At 64.8% G+C, this 16,074-nt stretch carries 13 protein-coding genes; 5 read left to right on the forward strand and 8 right to left on the reverse strand.

The features are described 5' to 3' along the window. Positions 1 to 11 precede the first annotated feature (11 nt). From ASD44_RS15530 to trxA, 4 genes are all read left to right on the forward strand, one after another. Complete coding sequence (locus tag ASD44_RS15530) at positions 12 to 716, forward strand: nucleotidyltransferase family protein (RefSeq protein ID WP_056113886.1); 705 nt, start codon at positions 12 to 14, stop codon at positions 714 to 716. Next, positions 713 to 3,859 carry a double-strand break repair protein AddB gene (gene addB, locus ASD44_RS15535; RefSeq protein WP_056113889.1) on the forward strand — a complete coding sequence of 1,049 codons (3,147 nt, stop codon included), beginning with the start codon at positions 713 to 715 and terminating at the stop codon, positions 3,857 to 3,859. The genes ASD44_RS15530 and addB overlap by 4 nt, the downstream gene beginning before the upstream one ends. Continuing rightward, positions 3,856 to 7,374 carry a double-strand break repair helicase AddA gene (addA, locus tag ASD44_RS15540; protein ID WP_056113892.1) on the forward strand — a complete coding sequence of 1,173 codons (3,519 nt, stop codon included), beginning with the start codon at positions 3,856 to 3,858 and terminating at the stop codon, positions 7,372 to 7,374. The genes addB and addA overlap by 4 nt, the downstream gene beginning before the upstream one ends. Positions 7,375 to 7,449: 75 nt before the next feature. Next, the gene (gene trxA / locus ASD44_RS15545) at positions 7,450 to 7,773 is read left to right on the forward strand and encodes a thioredoxin (RefSeq protein WP_056113895.1); all 324 of its coding nucleotides are present in this window, start codon (positions 7,450 to 7,452) and stop codon (positions 7,771 to 7,773) included. A 59-nt stretch (positions 7,774 to 7,832) separates the two neighbouring features. On the opposite strand, the gene ASD44_RS15550 is transcribed toward trxA, so the two are convergent. The 5 genes from ASD44_RS15550 to ASD44_RS15570 all read right to left on the reverse strand — a co-directional run bounded on the left by ASD44_RS15550 (position 7,833) and on the right by ASD44_RS15570 (position 13,029). Next, complete coding sequence (locus tag ASD44_RS15550) at positions 7,833 to 9,164, reverse strand: folylpolyglutamate synthase/dihydrofolate synthase family protein (RefSeq protein ID WP_056113898.1); 1,332 nt, start codon at positions 9,162 to 9,164, stop codon at positions 7,833 to 7,835. A 63-nt stretch (positions 9,165 to 9,227) separates the two neighbouring features. Beyond that, the gene (gene accD, locus ASD44_RS15555) at positions 9,228 to 10,151 is read right to left on the reverse strand and encodes an acetyl-CoA carboxylase, carboxyltransferase subunit beta (RefSeq protein ID WP_056113901.1); all 924 of its coding nucleotides are present in this window, start codon (positions 10,149 to 10,151) and stop codon (positions 9,228 to 9,230) included. Positions 10,152 to 10,187: 36 nt separating this feature from the next. Next, complete coding sequence (gene trpA / locus ASD44_RS15560; RefSeq protein ID WP_056116325.1) at positions 10,188 to 11,003, reverse strand: tryptophan synthase subunit alpha; 816 nt, start codon at positions 11,001 to 11,003, stop codon at positions 10,188 to 10,190. Between the two features lie 29 nt (positions 11,004 to 11,032). Then, complete coding sequence (trpB, locus tag ASD44_RS15565) at positions 11,033 to 12,283, reverse strand: tryptophan synthase subunit beta (protein ID WP_056113904.1); 1,251 nt, start codon at positions 12,281 to 12,283, stop codon at positions 11,033 to 11,035. Between the two features lie 86 nt (positions 12,284 to 12,369). Then, complete coding sequence (locus tag ASD44_RS15570) at positions 12,370 to 13,029, reverse strand: phosphoribosylanthranilate isomerase (protein WP_056113907.1); 660 nt, start codon at positions 13,027 to 13,029, stop codon at positions 12,370 to 12,372. Between the two features lie 135 nt (positions 13,030 to 13,164). Here ASD44_RS15570 and ASD44_RS15575 point away from each other — a divergent pair, with 135 nt between their 5' ends. Beyond that, entirely contained in the window at positions 13,165 to 13,398 is a 234-nt protein-coding gene (locus ASD44_RS15575; protein WP_056113910.1) for a hypothetical protein, read from the forward strand. Positions 13,399 to 13,428: 30 nt separating this feature from the next. Here the strand turns inward: ASD44_RS15575 and ASD44_RS15580 are convergent, their stop codons facing one another. The 3 genes from ASD44_RS15580 to ASD44_RS15590 all read right to left on the reverse strand — a co-directional run bounded on the left by ASD44_RS15580 (position 13,429) and on the right by ASD44_RS15590 (position 16,070). Continuing rightward, positions 13,429 to 14,187 carry a M48 family metallopeptidase gene (locus ASD44_RS15580; RefSeq protein WP_056113914.1) on the reverse strand — a complete coding sequence of 253 codons (759 nt, stop codon included), beginning with the start codon at positions 14,185 to 14,187 and terminating at the stop codon, positions 13,429 to 13,431. Positions 14,188 to 14,337: 150 nt separating this feature from the next. Further along, positions 14,338 to 14,811 (reverse strand): DUF2852 domain-containing protein, encoded by a 474-nt coding sequence (locus tag ASD44_RS15585; protein ID WP_056113917.1) that lies wholly within the window; start codon positions 14,809 to 14,811, stop codon positions 14,338 to 14,340. A gap of 116 nt (positions 14,812 to 14,927) precedes the next feature. Then, positions 14,928 to 16,070 (reverse strand): benzoate/H(+) symporter BenE family transporter, encoded by a 1,143-nt coding sequence (locus ASD44_RS15590; protein WP_056113920.1) that lies wholly within the window; start codon positions 16,068 to 16,070, stop codon positions 14,928 to 14,930. Between the last annotated feature and the right edge of the window lie 4 nt (positions 16,071 to 16,074).

Below are 16,074 nucleotides of genomic sequence, written 5' to 3' on the forward strand. Positions count from 1 at the left end.
CCGGAACAGCCATGGTTCTCGCCGCCGGTCTGGGAAAACGCATGCGGCCGATCACCGACACGATGCCGAAGCCGCTGGTCAAGATTGCCGGCAAGGCGCTGCTCGATTGGAGCCTCGATAGCCTCGCCGCTGCCGGCGTGACGAAGGCTGTCGTCAACGTCCATTATTTTCCGCAGCAGATCATCGACCATGTAGCGGACCGCAAGACACCGCGCATCGTCATATCCGACGAAAGCACGGGCCTCCTCGATTCCGCCGGTGGCATCGTCAAGGCTTTGCCGGAACTGGGAGCGGAGCCGTTCTTCGTCGTCAACGCCGATACGTTCTGGATGGACCGAGGTGAATCCAATTTGCAACGCCTTGCCCTTGAATGGGACGAGGCGAGCATGGATATTCTGCTGATGCTTTCGCATCTCCACACCGCCACCGGCCATAGCGGCGGCACCGATTTCCTGGTTGCGCCGGACGGTGCGCTTCGCCGCGCCAAGGGCGATCCGTCGGGTCTGATCTATGCGGGTGCGGCCATCGTCCACCCCCGCATTTTCGCTGGCGCAACGGCAGGGCCGTCGTCCCTCAACGGCCATTTCGACGAAGCCATTGCGGCGGGCCGCCTGTTCGGAATGCCGATGCAGGGTCACTGGATCACGGTCGGCACGCCAGAGGCGATGGCGCCGGCGGAAGCGGCGGTGGAACGGGCGCGCGGCAAGGCGCGATGAGCGGCATGGACCCAGGGTCATCGCCTCGCGTTTTCTCGATCCCGCCCGGTGTCTCTTTCCTGCCGACGCTAGCCGAGGCGCTGCTGTCGGGCCGGCTGGTGCCGGATTTCCGCTATGACGGCGATCCGCTGGCCTTGGCCGACGCCACGATCTACGTGCCGACGCGGCGCGCCGCCCGCACCCTGCGCGCCATCTTCACCGAAGTCCTCGGCGGCAGCTCCGCCATCCTGCCGGTCATACGGCCGCTCGGCGAGTTCGACGAGGATGAGGCCGCTTTCGAAACCGTGGAGTCGGAAGAGGCAGCGGCCATCGACCTTGCGCCGCCCATGGCATCGGTCGAAAGATTGCTGCTGCTGGCGCCGCTGGTGCGGCTCTGGAAAAGCCGGCTGCCGGCGGAAGTCGCCGCGCGGTTCGACGAGGAAGTGACGGTCCCGGCCTCCGCTGCCGACGCCATCTGGCTGGCGCGCGATCTCGCCCAGCTTATGGACGAGGTTGAGATGGAGGGGTCGGACTGGGCCAGGCTCGCCGGCCTGGTCGACGGCAATCTCGCCGGCTGGTGGCAGGTGACGCTCGACTTTCTCAAGATCGTCACCGAGTTCTGGCCGCAAATACTCGACGAACGTGACCGCTCCAATCCCGCTGCGCATCGCAGCGCCCTCATCCGCATGGAAGCCGCGCGACTGAAACGGAATCCGCCGACGGGCCCTGTCATCGCCGCCGGCTCGACCGGCTCGATACCAGCGACGGCCGAATTGCTGGCTGCGATCTCTGGTTTGCCCCATGGCGCCGTGGTCCTGCCGGGGTTGGATCGGGCGAAGGACGATATCTCTTTTGCTGCGATCACCGCGCCCGGCGCCAAGCCGGCTTTGCTTGGCCATCCGCAATACGGGTTGGCGAAACTCATCGGCAAGATGGGCATCCTGCGCCAGGATGTGGAGGAAGTGGGAGTCCCGTCTTCTGCGCTGTCGCAGCGCGCCGCGCTGCTTTCGGAGGCGCTCCGGCCTGCCGAGACAACCGATCTGTGGGCGCAGACGCGCAGCCGTTTCAGCGACGCCGATATCGATGCGGCGCTGTCCGGCGTGACGCTTGTCGAAGCCGCCAATGAGCGCGACGAGGCTGCGGCCGTCGCCATTGCGCTCCGGCGCGCTGTCGGGCAGCCTGGAAGGCGCGCGGCGCTGGTCACGGGCGACAGGGCGCTGGCGCGCCGGGTCTGCGCCGAGTTGCTGCGCTTCGGCATCGTTGCAGACGATTCCGGCGGTACGCCGCTTGCCGACGCGCCGGCAGCCGGTCTGCTCCGGCTCATCCTGGAAGCGGCGCTGCGGCCCGGCGATCCGGTCGTGCTGCTCGCGCTCATCAAACATCCGCTGCTTGCGCTGTCCCTGGACCGATCCCTGATCCGCCACGCGTCCGAGATCGTCGAACTGGTGGCGCTGCGTGGCGGCACCGGCCGTCCGGACATAGTGTCCCTGCCCGAGCTGTTCGAGGCCCGGCTGCTGCGCCTGCGCGACGAGGCAAGCCGCCCGCCCTTCTGGATGCCGCGCCTGTCGATACGGCGGATCGAGGAAGCGCGCGATCTGCTCCGACGCCTGATCGCTGCGGTTCTTCCGCTCACCGCGCTGCGCGGCAAGGCGGAAACCGGCATCGCTGAACTGGTCCGTTGCAGCGTCGTCACGCTGGAAAATCTGGGACGGGACGCGGACGGCAGTCTCGCCAGCCTCTATGCCGGCGATGCCGGTGACAAGCTCGCTGAAGTGCTGCGCCAGCTCGTCGCTGCCGACGCTCCGTTTGCCGTAAAGCCGGACGAATGGCCGGATGTCATGGCCGCCTTGATCGCGCCGGAAGTCGTCAAGCCTGCCCGCGGGGCCGATCGGTCCATCGCCATCTGGGGCGCTCTGGAGGCGCGGCTGCAAAGCGTCGATACGCTGGTGATCGGCGGCCTGAACGAGGGCGTGTGGCCGCGCAAGCCCGAGAGCGACCGCTTCATGTCCCGGCTGATGAAGACCGGCATCGACCTCGAACCGCCAGAACGCCGCATCGGCTTGGCCGCCCATGATTTCCAGATGGCGATGGGTATTCCCGAGGTGGTGCTGGCGCGCTCGGCACGCGCCGGCGACGCACCCGCCGTTCCCTCCCGCTGGCTGCAGCGCCTGCTGACCTTCGTCGGCAGGCAACAGGCGGACGAGTTGCGCGGCAGGGGCGAGGAATTGCTCGCCTGGGCGCGCGGGCTTGATGCCGGCGAACGCACGGACTTTGCGCCCCGACCGCAGCCGAAGCCGCCGGTTTCCGCCCGGCCCGACCACTTCTCCATTACCGAGATCGAAACCCTGCGCCGCGATCCCTACGCCATCTATGCCCGCAAGATTCTGGCCCTTTCGCCGCTCGACCCGCTGATCCGCGATCCGGGCGCGGCCGAGCGCGGCACGCTGTTCCATGCCATCCTGCATCGCTTCTCAACGGCCGTGCCTGATCCCGCGGCGCCCGACGCGCTGGAGCAATTGCTCGCTGCCGGCCGCGCCTGTTTTGCCGAAGCCGAGCTGCCGCCGGACGTCGAGGCGGTGTGGTGGCCGCGCTTTGCCATGCTTGCCGGCAACATCATCAACTGGGAGCAGGAACGGCCGCAGGGCGTCACGCGCCGCTCCGCCGAGGAACGCGCACAGAAAACAGTGGTCGGCGAGTCCGGCGTCACGCTTTCCGGCTATGCCGACCGCATCGATCTTCTGGCAGGCGGCATGGCCGATATCCTCGACTACAAGACAGGATCGTCACCCTCCAAGGCGCAGGCGCACACGCTGCTGGCGCCGCAACTGGCGCTCGAAGGCGCCTTGCTGAAGCGCGGCGCGTTCACGGCGCTGGGCGCGCGCGAGCCGTCGCAGCTGGCCTTCGTACGGCTGAAGCCGAACGGCGAGGTATTCGAAGAATCGATCCTGGAATACAGGAACAAGCCCCGCAGCGCGGCCGAACTCGCGGAAGAAGCCTGGGTCCGGCTGGAAAAGCTTCTTCTCCATTATCGCAATCCCGAGGTCGGCTATCTGTCGCGGGCCTTGCCCTTTCGCGAGGGCGAAGCCGATGGCGACTACGACCATCTCGCGCGTGTGTTGGAATGGTCGGCCGGCGGCGACGACGCCGACGGAGGCGACGAATGAAGCGCGCCTACCCCATACCATCCGAGACGGCGTCGAACCAGGCGAGCGCTTCCGACCCGCTCAATTCGGCCTGGGTTTCGGCCAACGCCGGCTCGGGCAAAACCCACGTCCTGGCGAACCGCGTTATCCGGCTACTTCTGCGCGGCACCGACCCATCGAAAATCCTCTGCCTGACCTATACGCGCGCCGCGGCTGCCAATATGTCGAACCGCGTCTTCACCACGCTGTCGGACTGGACCGTGCTCGGCGATGAGAAACTGGCCGACAAGGTCGCGGCGCTCGATGGCCGGCGTCCGGATGGCGATGGTATGCGCCGGGCGCGTCGGCTGTTTGCCGAGGCGTTGGAAACGCCCGGGGGGCTGAAGATCCAGACCATCCATGCCTTCTGCGAATCGGTGCTGCACCAGTTTCCGTTGGAGGCGAACATCACCGCGCACTTCCAGCTGCTGGACACGCAGATGGAGGCGATGCTGTTTGCCGCTGCCCGGCGCGACATGATCTCGGGCGCCGGTGGCGAGGACAATAGAGACCTCGCCGATGCCTTCGCCACCGTCCTGGAGCGCGGGGGCGAGGCCGGTCTCGATGCGCTTCTCTTTGAAATCCTGCGCAAGCGCGACGGACTGCGCGAATTCATCGCCGCAATTGGCGGCGACGGTTCGCGTTTCGCAGCCCTTTTCGAAGCGTTTGGTTTCCGCAATGACGAGACGGCGGTGGACATAGCCTCCGCCGTCTGGCCGCTGCCGAGCTTCCCCCTCGCCTATCTCGAAACGCTGGCGGTGGCCGCCCGTCGTCTGAGCGCCAACAGAGCGCAGGACTATCTGGTCGGCGACGCCCAGCAGGCCTTTTGGGAGACCGCGCCCGTCAGGCGTCTTGCACTCCTCAAGAAGGCGTTCCTGAGCGAGAAGGGCGAAGCCTACAAACTGGACTGGCTGTTCAGCAAGGCGCTGTGCGGTCAGATGCCCGATCTGCCGGCGCGCTATCTGGATGCGACCGCAGCCATTGCGGACGTATCGGACCGGCTGGCTCTTTTCCGGATGCTGGAAGGCACGCGCGCCGCGCTGACCATCGCCGACTGGCTGATCGCCCGCTACGAGCAGCTCAAGCACGGCCGGGGCTTCCTTGATTTCAACGATTTGATCGTGCGCACGGTCAATCTCCTGTCGCGTGCCGATGCGGGCCCCTGGGTGCAGTACAAGCTCGATCAGGGAATCGACCACATCCTCCTCGACGAGGCGCAGGACACCAGCCCCGAGCAATGGGACGTGGTGCGCAAGCTGGCCGAGGAATTCTTTGCCGGCTCCGGCGCGCGCGACAACGTGCTGCGCACTATCTTCGCCGTCGGCGACGAAAAACAGTCGATCTATTCGTTCCAGGGCGCCGCGCCCGATTCCTTCGAGGAAAGCCGCAATCTGTTCGCCGCCCGGATCAGGAACGGCAACGCCGCCTTCGCCAACCTCAAGCTGAAATGGTCTTTCCGCTCGACCGGCGATGTCCTCGCCGCCGTAGACCGTGTCTTCGCCGATCCTGAGACGCGCCGCGGCATCAGCCACGATCCCGATCCGCTCGATCACAAGCCGATACGCCACGACGCACCGGGTTATGTCGAGGTCTGGCCATCGCTCGGCGCCGCGGCGGTCGAGGAGCCTGACGACTGGACCTTGCCGGTCAACCATCTCGGCGCGCCGGCCGTCCGCGTCGCCGAGCATATCGCCGCCACCATCAAGGGATGGCTGGACAGCGGCGAAATCATCGAAGGGCAGGGGCGCAGGCTGAAGGCGGGCGACGTCGTCGTTCTGGTGCGCAAGCGCGGCCGTTTCGTCCACGCGCTGTCGAAGAGCCTGAAAGACAAGGGCATACCGGTGGCCGGCGCCGACAGGCTCAGCCTGCCCGGCCATATCGCGGTTCAGGATATGATCGCGCTCGGCCGCTTCCTCATTCAGCCAGAGGATGATCTGTCGCTCGCCGCCGTGTTGCGGTCGCCAATCTTCGACCTCACCGAGAACCGGCTGTATGCCCTTGCCGCCGGGCGCGGACCCGGCGTTTCTCTCATCATGTCCCTGCGCGAGAAGGCGCGCACCGACAAGGTCTTGGCGGAGATCGCCGAGAAGCTGGACGAATGGAGCAACGAGGCTGCTTTCAAGCCGGTGTTCGAGTTCTATGCCGGGCTGCTGGCGCGCGACGGTGTCCGCAAACGGATGATGGCCCGGCTGGGACCCGAGGCCGGCGACATACTGGACGAGTTCCTGAACTTCGCTCTGGCCGAGGAACGCACCGGCATGCCCGGCCTCGAGACATTCCTGTCGACGCTGGAAAGCGCCGGACCGGAGATAAAGCGCGAAATGGACCAGACGCGCGACGAGGTGCGCGTCATGACCGTCCACGCCGCCAAGGGGCTGGAAGCGCCGGTCGTGTTCCTCGTCGACGGCGGCTCCGCGCCATTCAGCGACCAGCACCTTCCCCGGCTCATACCGTTTTCGCACCCGGACGGCTCATGGCGCGGCAAGGGTTATCTGTGGCGGGCTGCGGGCGATGTTGCCAACGACTTCTCGCGGCAAGTCTCGACGCAAGCGCGCGACCTCGCCGACGACGAGTATCGCCGCCTGCTCTATGTCGGCATGACCCGTGCCGAAGATCGGCTCATCGTCTGTGGTTATCACGGCAAGCGTACCCCTTCTCTCGGCACCTGGCATTCTATTGTGAGCCGCGCCCTGTCTTCCGCGCCGCATAGCCGCGAACAGCCGCATCCTGTGACCGGAGACCCGGTCTTGCGCTTCCGTGTAACGGACCTGCCGCCCCTGAAGGGCGACGAGCAAAGCGAACGCCCGCCGGCGGATTTCGGGCGACTTCCGCCAAGCCTGTTCGATGCGCTGCCACCCGAGGACGACTTGCCGCGGCCTTTGTCGCCGTCGGGTGCTTCGGCGCTGATCGACGCGGCCAGGGAGCCGGCAACGGACAACAGTTCCCCCGTGTTGGACTTCAAGGCGGAACCCGCTTTCGCCATCCAGCGCGGTCTGGCGATGCACAAGCTGCTGCAGATGCTGCCCGGTATCGCAGCGGCGGAGCGGCACGCCGCTACTGCCCGCTATCTCGCCAGAGCCGGAGCGGGCTGGAGTGAGACAGATCGGCTCAAGGCGCAGGCCGCGGTCGCTTCGATCCTCGAAGAGCCGCGTTTCGCGCCGCTGTTTTCTGAAAGCTCCCGCGCCGAGGTGACGATAGCCGGCACCATCGATGTGAGGGGCAAGCCGCGCGCCGTTTCCGGCAAGATCGACCGCCTGGCGGTGACTGGGCAAACGGTGTGGATCGTTGATTTCAAAACCGACCGCTCGCCACCGGCCGGCCTCGACACTGTGCCCCCGGCCTATGTCCTGCAGCTTTCCCTCTATCGCGCATTGCTGCGGCCGATCTATCCCGGCAAGGAAATCGCCGCCGCGCTGCTTTTCACCGAAGCGCCCCGCCTGATCGAATTGCCGGCTGCGGCCATGGATGCCGCGCTTGCCCGACTCACCGCATCGTGACACAAGAAATGCTTGAACAAAGACACGATAGCCACCACATTTGGTGCGACGCGTTAACTCGAAAGGATTCCACCGATGGCCACCGTGAAGGTCGACAAGAGCAATTTCCAGGCTGACGTGCTCGACGCCAAGCAGCCGGTCGTCGTCGATTTCTGGGCCGAATGGTGCACGCCGTGCAAGATGATCGCACCGGCGCTTGAGGACATCGCTGCCGAACTCGGCGAGAAGATCAAGGTCGCCAAGCTCAACATTGACGAGAACCCGGAACTGGCGGCGCAGTTCGGTGTGCGCTCGATCCCAACCCTGATGATCTTCAAGGGCGGAGAAGTCGCCGACATGAAGGTCGGCGCTGCGCCGAAGACCGCGCTGTCGCACTGGATCAATGGCGCCGTCGCCTGATCGATATCCGATTTTTGCAAAAAAGCCCGGCCTTGAGCCGGGCTTTTTGTGCCGGCATATCAAGTCGGCGGGGTGCCGTTTTCGGCCAGAACCGCGCCGGCAAGATAGAGCGATCCGCTGATCAGGATGCGGGGTGGCTTTTCCGGCTCGTGCCAGGTTTCGGCGAGCAGCATCAAGGCCTCGCCGACGGAGCTGACTGGTTCTGCCGACAGGCCTGCCTCTACCGCACGAATGGCAAGTTCGTCGTTCGGCACGCCGGCGTCGCTGGTCGAAACCGGCACCGTGTAGACATGCCGGGCCAGCCCCTTGAACGCGCTGAAATAGCCGGTCTGGTCCTTGGTGTTGATCATGCCGCAGATCATGAACAGCGGCCGCGGGCTTTTTTCTTCCTGCTCGGCCAGCGCTTCGGCCACGACGATTCCGGCGCCCGGATTGTGACCGCCGTCGAGCCAGATCTCGGAACCCGCCGGCGCCATGTCCACCAGCCGTCCCTGCGTCAGCTTCTGCATCCGTCCCGGCCATGAAACAGTCGTCATCGCCTTTTCAACGGCGCGCTCGGTCAAGTCGAAACCTGCTGCCTTGATGGCGGCGATGGCGGCTGCGGCGTTGGTAAACTGATGGCGACCGGGAAGGCGGGGCGGCGTGAGGTCCATCAAGCCGTCCTCATCCTGGTAAACCATGCGGCCGTTCTCGCCATAGGCGAGGAAATCCTGGCTGTAGACCGTCAGCGGACAGCCGAGGCGCTCGGCGGTCTCGATCAGAACCTCCAGCGCGGTTTCGCTTTCCTGCGCGCCGATCACCACCGGCGATCCCGGCTTCATGATCCCCGCCTTTTCGGCGGCGATCAGTTCAACGCGGTCGCCGAGATAGGCTTCGTGGTCGAGCGAGACCGGCATGATGACCGAGACGGCGGGCTGGCGGACGACATTGGTGGCGTCGAAACGCCCGCCGAGACCGACCTCGATGATCGCCGCATCGGCGGGATGCTCGGAAAACAGGATGAAGGTGACGGCGGTCAGCACCTCGAAGACAGTGATGGTCTCGCCATTGTTGGCCTTGGCGACCCGCGCGATTGCTTCGGCGAAGACCCTGTCTTCCACCAGCTTGCCACCGCCCAGCGCCGCCAGCCGGTAGCGCTCATGCCAGTGCACCAGATGCGGCGACGTATGGACGTGAACGGTAAGGCCCGCCGCCTCCAGCAGCGCGCGCGCGAACGCGGCGCAGGAGCCTTTGCCATTGGTGCCGGCGATGTGGATGACAGGCGGCAGCCGGTCTTGCGGATTTCCCAGCCTTTCGAGCAGCCGCGAGATGCGGTCGAGCGAAAGATCGAACCCCTTCGGGTGCAACGCCATCAGGCGTTCGATTTCACGGTCGGCGGAGAGCGTGGTCATGGAATGCCGTTCAATCGTGGATGTCGGTCCTCACCCGGAAACCGGGTGAGGAATGCCCCAATCTCAGGCCTGCGGCCGTGCTTCCGGAACCGCCACGGCCGGCGGCAGGATTTCGGGTTGGAGCGGTTTTTCTTCGACCGGCACTTTCATCAGAAGCTTCAGCAGATTGGCGACGGTCTTCTTCATCTCGAGCCGGGACACGACCATATCGATCATGCCGTGCTCCATCAGATATTCTGACCGCTGGAAACCCTCCGGCAGTTTTTCGCGGATCGTCTGCTCGATCACGCGCGGGCCGGCGAAGCCGATCAGCGCACCCGGCTCGGCGATATGGACATCGCCCAGCATGGCGTAGGAGGCGGTGACGCCGCCGGTGGTCGGATTGGTCAGCACCACGATATAAGGCAGCCCGGCTTCCTTCAGCCGGTCGACGCCCACCGTCGTGCGCGGCAACTGCATCAGCGACAGAATGCCCTCCTGCATGCGGGCGCCACCCGAAGCGGCAAACAGCACCAGCGGACGCTTGCGCTTCAACGCCGTATCGAACCCATGCACGATCGCCTCGCCGGCGGCCATGCCGAGCGACCCGCCCATGAAGGCGAAATCCTGCACGGTGGCAATGATGGGCAGGCCATCGATCGTACCCGCCCCATTGACGATGGCGTCTTCGAGATTGGTCTTGGCCTTGGCGTCCTTGAGCCTGTCCGTATAGCGCTTTTCGTCGCGGAACTTGAGCGGGTCGAGCACCACCTTGGGGTTTTCGAGCTGCTCGTATTTGCCATCGTCGAAAAAGAAGCGCAGCCGTTCCTTGGCCGAAATCTTCATGTGATGGCCGGATGCCGGGATGACGAACTGGTTGCTCTCCAAATCCTTGTGGAAGACCATCTCGCCGCTCTCCGGATCCTTGATCCAGAGGTTTTCCGGCATATCCCGCCGGCCGAGCATCGAGTTGATCTTCGGGCGGACGTAATTGGTGATCCAGTTCATGACTTTGGCTCCTGTCCTGGCAAAGAGGTAGGAAAACTATTCGGCGGCAGCAAGGCGGGCGGTGCGAACGCCTTGTGACAGGCCGTTGACCAGCGTTGCCACGGCTTCCGCTGGGTCGGCGGTCTTCTCGCCCTTCGGGCCGAGCACATTGGCGACCGCATTGACGATCGCCGTGCCAACGACGACACCGTCCGCCGAGGCGCCGATAACGCGCGCCTGCTCCGCCGTCTTGACGCCGAAGCCGACGCATACCGGCAAATCCGTATGGCCCTTGATGCGCTTGACGGCAGCGGCAACCTTGGTCGTATCCGCCAGCGCCGAACCGGTAATGCCGGTCATCGACACGTAGTAGACGAAACCGGAGGTGTTCTGAAGCACCTTGGGCAGCCGCTTGTCGTCGGTCGTCGGTGTTGCGAGGCGGATGAAGTTGACGCCGGCTTTCAAGGCCGGCACGCACAGCTCGTCGTCCATTTCCGGCGGCAGGTCGACGATGATCAGCCCGTCTATGCCGGAAACCTTGGCGTCGGCGAGGAAGCGATCTACCCCATAGATATAGATCGGGTTGTAGTACCCCATCATGACGATTGGCGTCTCGTCGTCGCCCTTGCGGAATTCCGCCGCCATGGCCAGCGTCTTCTTGAGCGTCTGCCCGCCCTTCAGCGCGCGCAGGCCGGCGGCCTGGATCGCCGGGCCATCGGCCATCGGGTCCGAGAAGGGCATGCCCATCTCGATAACGTCCGCGCCGGCTTTCGGCAGCGCCCTCATGATCGACAGCGAGGTGTCGTAATCGGGGTCGCCGCTCATGAAGTAGGTGACGAGCGCCGGGCGGCCTTCGGCCTTGAGCTTCGCCATGCGGCGGTCGATGCGGGTATCGGTCACCGTCAGATCTCCATGCCCATCATCTGCGCCACCGTATGCACGTCCTTGTCGCCGCGGCCGGACAAATTGACGATGATGATCTTGTCCTGGTCCATGGTCGGCGCAAGCTTGACCGCCTGTGCGATGGCGTGAGCCGATTCCAGCGCCGGGATGATGCCCTCCACCTTGGTGGTAAGCTGGAAGGCGTCGAGCGCCTCGTCATCCAGGATCGGCACATATTCGACGCGGCCGCTGTCGCGCAGCCATGAATGTTCCGGGCCGACGCCGGGATAGTCGAGGCCGGCCGAGATGGAATGGCCGTCGAGGATCTGGCCATCCTCGTTCTGCAGGAGATAGGTGCGGTTGCCGTGCAGAACGCCCGGCTTGCCGGCGTTCATCGAGGCGCAATGCTCGTCGCCCTCCAGCCCGCGACCGCCGGCCTCGATGCCGACAATGCGCACGTCCGTGTCGTCGAGGAAGGGGTGGAACAGGCCGATGGCGTTCGAGCCGCCGCCGACGGCGGCGATGATGGCGTCGGGCAGGCGGCCTTCCTGCTCGAGAATTTGCGCCCGCGCCTCGGTGCCGATCACCGACTGGAAATCGCGCACCAGTTCCGGATAGGGGTGCGGCCCGGCGGCGGTGCCGATCAGATAATAGGTGTCCTCGACATTGGTGACCCAATCGCGAAGCGCTTCGTTCATCGCGTCCTTCAGCGTGCCGTGGCCTGCGCTGACCGGCTTCACCTCGGCGCCGAGCAGCTTCATGCGGAAGACATTCGGCTTCTGCCGTTCGACATCGGTCGCGCCCATATAGACCACACAGGGGTAGCCGAAGCGGGCGGCGACCGTGGCCGAGGCGACGCCGTGCTGGCCGGCGCCGGTCTCGGCTATGATGCGCTTCTTGCCCATGCGCTTGGCCAGCAGGATCTGGCCGAGGCAATTGTTGATCTTGTGCGAACCGGTGTGGTTCAGGTCTTCGCGCTTGAAATAGATTTTCGCGCCGCCGTGCCCACCTTTGGCGGCGGCGGTCTCGCGCAGATGCCGCGTCAGCCCTTCAGCGAAATAAAGCTTTGAGGGTCGCCCGGCATAGTGGGTGGAGAGGTTCTGCAGCTCCGCCTTGAATTCCGGATCGTCCTTGGCCTCGTTCCAGTGGCGCTCCAGCTCAAGGATAAGCGGCATCAGCGTCTCGGCGACGAAGCGGCCGCCGAAAATGCCGAACATGCCCTGTTCGTCGGGCCCGGTGCGGAAGGAATTTGGCATCGCCGGCTTGTTCATCGCCGATCTCCTAACTTGTCTTTGTCGGACTTGCCGTTGCGTGCGAGACGCTCTCCGTCGCCGATGGAATGCTTCTGCGGTGCATGTCAGGCGGCGCGGGCCTTGCGCGCAGCCGCGACAGCCCGGACGAATTCGGCGATGCGTGCCGGATCCTTGACGCCTGGGCTGCTCTCCACACCCGACGATACGTCAACGCCGGGTGGGTTTGCGAAGCGGATGGCGTCGCCGACATTGGCGGGATTGAGCCCGCCGGAAAGCACATAGTCGATGTCGCGGTCCAGGCCGGCCAGGATATGCCAGTCGAACGGCAGGCCGTTGCCGCCCGGAAGATGCAGATCGGTCAGTGGTTTGGCGTCGAACATGAAGCGGTCGGCAACACCCCGGTAGGAGCTGACGATGTCGAGATCGGCAGCTTCATGCACCGAGAACGCCTTCATGACCGGAATGCCATAGCGCGTCTTCACATAAGTCACGCGCTCCGGCGTTTCCTCGCCATGCAGTTGCAGCATGTCGGGCGCCATGCCAGCGACGATTGCGTCGAGTTCGGCGTCGCTGAGGTCCACGGTTACGGCAACCGCCTTCGCCTTGCCTTTGGCGGCCTGGCGCAAGCGCCCGGCTGCCGCCGGATCGACAGCGCGCGGGCTGCGCGGATAAAAGATGAAGCCGACATGGGTCGCCCCGCAGGCAAGCGCCGAGGCGATGCCTTCTTCGGTCTTCAATCCGCATATCTTGATGTCGATCGTCATGGCGGCGGAATTGGCATGAAAAGGCCCAAGAGTCGAGGGAAAGCGTCAGTGCGCCATGCCCAAGTCCGGCATTCCGATTGCAGAACCTGCGGCCGGCGCTACCTACCTATATAGTTATCGGCGGGAGGAAGTCATATGACGGACGAATCGACGACGGACCAATCGGCCGCCCGGTTGAAGAAGAAGCTGGCGCAGGCGTGCGAGGTGATCGCTCATCTGATGGACAAGGCCGCCTACAACGGCGCCGAGGCGCATCGCGCGCTCGCCTATTTCGGCAACGAGGCCTTCGACAAGGATTTCCTGCCGTGGCCAAGGCATGAGGACGAGGGAATGCGCCCCGAGAACCTCAATGCGGCGAATGACGATTGAGGGCAGGTTGCCAGTCAGCCGAGCCGGCAGCTAATCGAACCGGATCGCCTGCAGCGCGCCGCCATTGCGCTTGAGCCAATCCTTGCAGCGTTTGGTGTCCGGGCAAAGTTCGGTGCACAGCTTCCAGAATTTCGGGCCGTGGTTCATTTCCTGAAGATGCGCCACCTCATGCGCGACGAGGTAGTTAATTACAGGCGGCGGCGCCATCATGATGCGCCAGGAGAAGGAAAGGCTGCCGTCGGAGGTGCATGACCCCCAGCGGCTCGTCGTGTCCTTGAAGCGCACTGTTTTCGCCCGCATGCCGACGCTTTCAGTATGCCGGGCTACCAGCGTCTCGATTTCGCGCTTGGCTTCGCGCTTGAGGAAATCGGCGACGCGCCGCGGCAGATGCACCCGGTCGCCATGGACGATCAGGATTGGCCCCGCTTCGTCCGTCGAAACGATCACGGTGCCGCGCTTGCCTGGCTCGTGCACGACAAGATGCGGCACCCCGCGCACCGGGATCTTGATGCCAGGCCGCACCTGCGGCCGTTCCGGCACCTTGGCCAGCCGCTGTTCCAGCCAGCCTCGATGACGGTCGAGGAATTTTTCGACCTCACCCCGGCGCAATCCGGGCGGAACGGTAATGCGCAATCCCTGGCCGCCCGCGTCGATCCTTAGCGTCAATCGCCTGGCGCGTTCGTTCTCGACGATCCTGAGCGGCAGGGTGCGGCCCGCAACAAAATGTTCCCGCTCTTCGACAGGGGCGGGTTTTGGTTTGTTCAGGGCGCGGAAGAAGCCGAAGGACATAAGTAGAACATACTTGATTCGAGAGGATTAGGCAGGCGGAAACGCAATACGCCTTTGTCGGCGCTTCAGCGGTTGGAAATGCGAGAAGCATCAGCAAACAAAAACGGCGCCGCTTTCACGACGCCGTTCGATACACCGGATAATTGAGGCTCAGTCGTCGAGCAGGTTCGTGCCCTTGTCCTTTGACGGCCCCTTGCCGGGCTTGTTCGTCGGGGCTGGCGCGGTGCCGCGGTTGCGATGGGCCATGAAACGGTCGAACTCGTCCTGGTCCTTGGCGCGGCGCAATTCACGCGCATACTCGTCGAATTCGGCCATCGCCTCATCCAGCTTGCGGCGCTCCTCGGACAGACGCTCGAGTTCCTTCTCGCGCCAGTCGTCGAAAGCCACATTGCCGGTGCGGGCGCCATGGCCCCACCGGCTGGCCTTGTCGGCGCCGCGGCGGCAGCCGGCGAAGATGCCGTCCGTGGTGCGATTCACGTCCCGCTTGAAACCCTCAAGCCGGTCGCCCCAGATGATGTAGGCCAGCATGGCGAAGCCGAGCGGCCAGAACACCATGAAGCCGATCACCATCAGCGCAATGGTCGCCGGCGTCCAAGCCGGGCGGATCAATGCAGAAGTGTTCATTTTCTCCCGTTCCTTCCGTTACGAACAGCCAACCGGGCTGCCTCGAATCGAGATGGTAACGGCAAAACCCCGATTCAAGACGGCCGCCGCCGAAACCGGAGAAGAGGCTGGAATGATTATCTCTTTTTGATGCGGTCGAGAACGATGACGGCCAGCCCGGCAAGCAATCCCCAGAAGGCTGATCCGACGCCGGCCAGCGTTAGGCCGGAGGCGGTGACGGCAAAAGCCGTTGTCGCAGCCATGCGGTCGCGCTCTTCGGTGAGGGCAATCGACAGCGCATTGGCCAGCGGCGCCATCAGAGCCAGACCCGCGACCAGCACGATCAGGCTTTGCGGCAGCACCGCGAAGACCGCCACCAGCGAAGCCCCGAACATCGCGAAAATAATATAGGCAAGCGCGTAGAACGGTCCGGTTTTCCACCGCTCTGCCGGATCTGGATGCACGTCCGGGCCTGTGCAGATCGCAGCTGAAATGGCGGCGAGGTTGGTGGTGGATGCGCCGAGCGGGGCGGTCATCAGCGAGAAAAAGCCGGTGACGCCGATAAGTGGGCCGGGCTCGGGATTGTAGCCGGCGGCCCGAAGCACGGCGAGGCCCGACAGGTTCTGCGACGCCATCGTCACAAGATAGAGTGGCAGCGCCAGGCCGACGATCGAAGCGACGGTGAACTGCGGCGCGACCAATACCAGTGTTGAAAGCTCGGGCGCCGGCAGGCTGCCGACCCGTCCGGTCAGCAAGGCCGCTGCGCCGCCGCCGATCAGCACCGCCAGAACCGACAGCGCCGGGTTCCAAAGCCGGATCAGGAAGAAAGCGGCGATCAATGGCAGGATCAGCCATGGGTCGACAGGCACGGCTTTCACCGCGTTGATGGCGAAGGTAACGACGATGCCGGCGAGCATGCCCGACGCAACCGAGGCGGGAATCTTGGCGATCAGCCGGGTCAACGGCCGGAACAGGCCGGTGGCGATCAAAAGGATCGCGGTGACGATGAAGGCGCCGACCGCCTCAGCCATGGTAAAGCCGCTGGAGGCAGCGATCAGCGCCGCGCCCGGCGTCGACCAGGCGGTTATCACCGGCATCCTCGTGCGCCAGGATAACCACAGGCTTTCGGCCGCCATGGCGAGGCAGATGGCGGTCACCCAACTCGCCGTCTGCGGTTGCGTCGCGCCGACCGCCGTCGCCGCGGCGATGATGATGGCAAGCGTGCCGCCGAAGCCGACGACCGCCGCGACGAAGGCGGAAATGGGAATGGAGAGGCGCATCGAT

The sequence above is a fragment of the Mesorhizobium sp. Root554 genome, from assembly GCF_001427025.1.
In the GTDB taxonomy this organism is placed as follows: Bacteria; Pseudomonadota; Alphaproteobacteria; order Rhizobiales; family Rhizobiaceae; genus Mesorhizobium.

Bases quoted from the DNA above. Each gene is read 5' to 3' on its own strand.
- ASD44_RS15530 (WP_056113886.1), top strand. From the start codon at position 12: ATGGTTCTCGCCGCCGGTCTGGGAAAACGCATGCGGCCGATCACCGAC.
- addB (WP_056113889.1), top strand. From the start codon at position 713: ATGAGCGGCATGGACCCAGGGTCATCGCCTCGCGTTTTCTCGATCCCG.
- addA (WP_056113892.1), top strand. From the start codon at position 3,856: ATGAAGCGCGCCTACCCCATACCATCCGAGACGGCGTCGAACCAGGCG.
- trxA (WP_056113895.1), top strand. From the start codon at position 7,450: ATGGCCACCGTGAAGGTCGACAAGAGCAATTTCCAGGCTGACGTGCTC.
- ASD44_RS15550 (WP_056113898.1), bottom strand. From the start codon at position 9,164: ATGACCACGCTCTCCGCCGACCGTGAAATCGAACGCCTGATGGCGTTG.
- accD (WP_056113901.1), bottom strand. From the start codon at position 10,151: ATGAACTGGATCACCAATTACGTCCGCCCGAAGATCAACTCGATGCTC.
- trpA (WP_056116325.1), bottom strand. From the start codon at position 11,003: ATGGCGAAGCTCAAGGCCGAAGGCCGCCCGGCGCTCGTCACCTACTTC.
- trpB (WP_056113904.1), bottom strand. From the start codon at position 12,283: ATGAACAAGCCGGCGATGCCAAATTCCTTCCGCACCGGGCCCGACGAA.
- ASD44_RS15570 (WP_056113907.1), bottom strand. From the start codon at position 13,029: ATGACGATCGACATCAAGATATGCGGATTGAAGACCGAAGAAGGCATC.
- ASD44_RS15575 (WP_056113910.1), top strand. From the start codon at position 13,165: ATGACGGACGAATCGACGACGGACCAATCGGCCGCCCGGTTGAAGAAG.
- ASD44_RS15580 (WP_056113914.1), bottom strand. From the start codon at position 14,187: ATGTCCTTCGGCTTCTTCCGCGCCCTGAACAAACCAAAACCCGCCCCT.
- ASD44_RS15585 (WP_056113917.1), bottom strand. From the start codon at position 14,811: ATGAACACTTCTGCATTGATCCGCCCGGCTTGGACGCCGGCGACCATT.
- ASD44_RS15590 (WP_056113920.1), bottom strand. From the start codon at position 16,070: ATGCGCCTCTCCATTCCCATTTCCGCCTTCGTCGCGGCGGTCGTCGGC.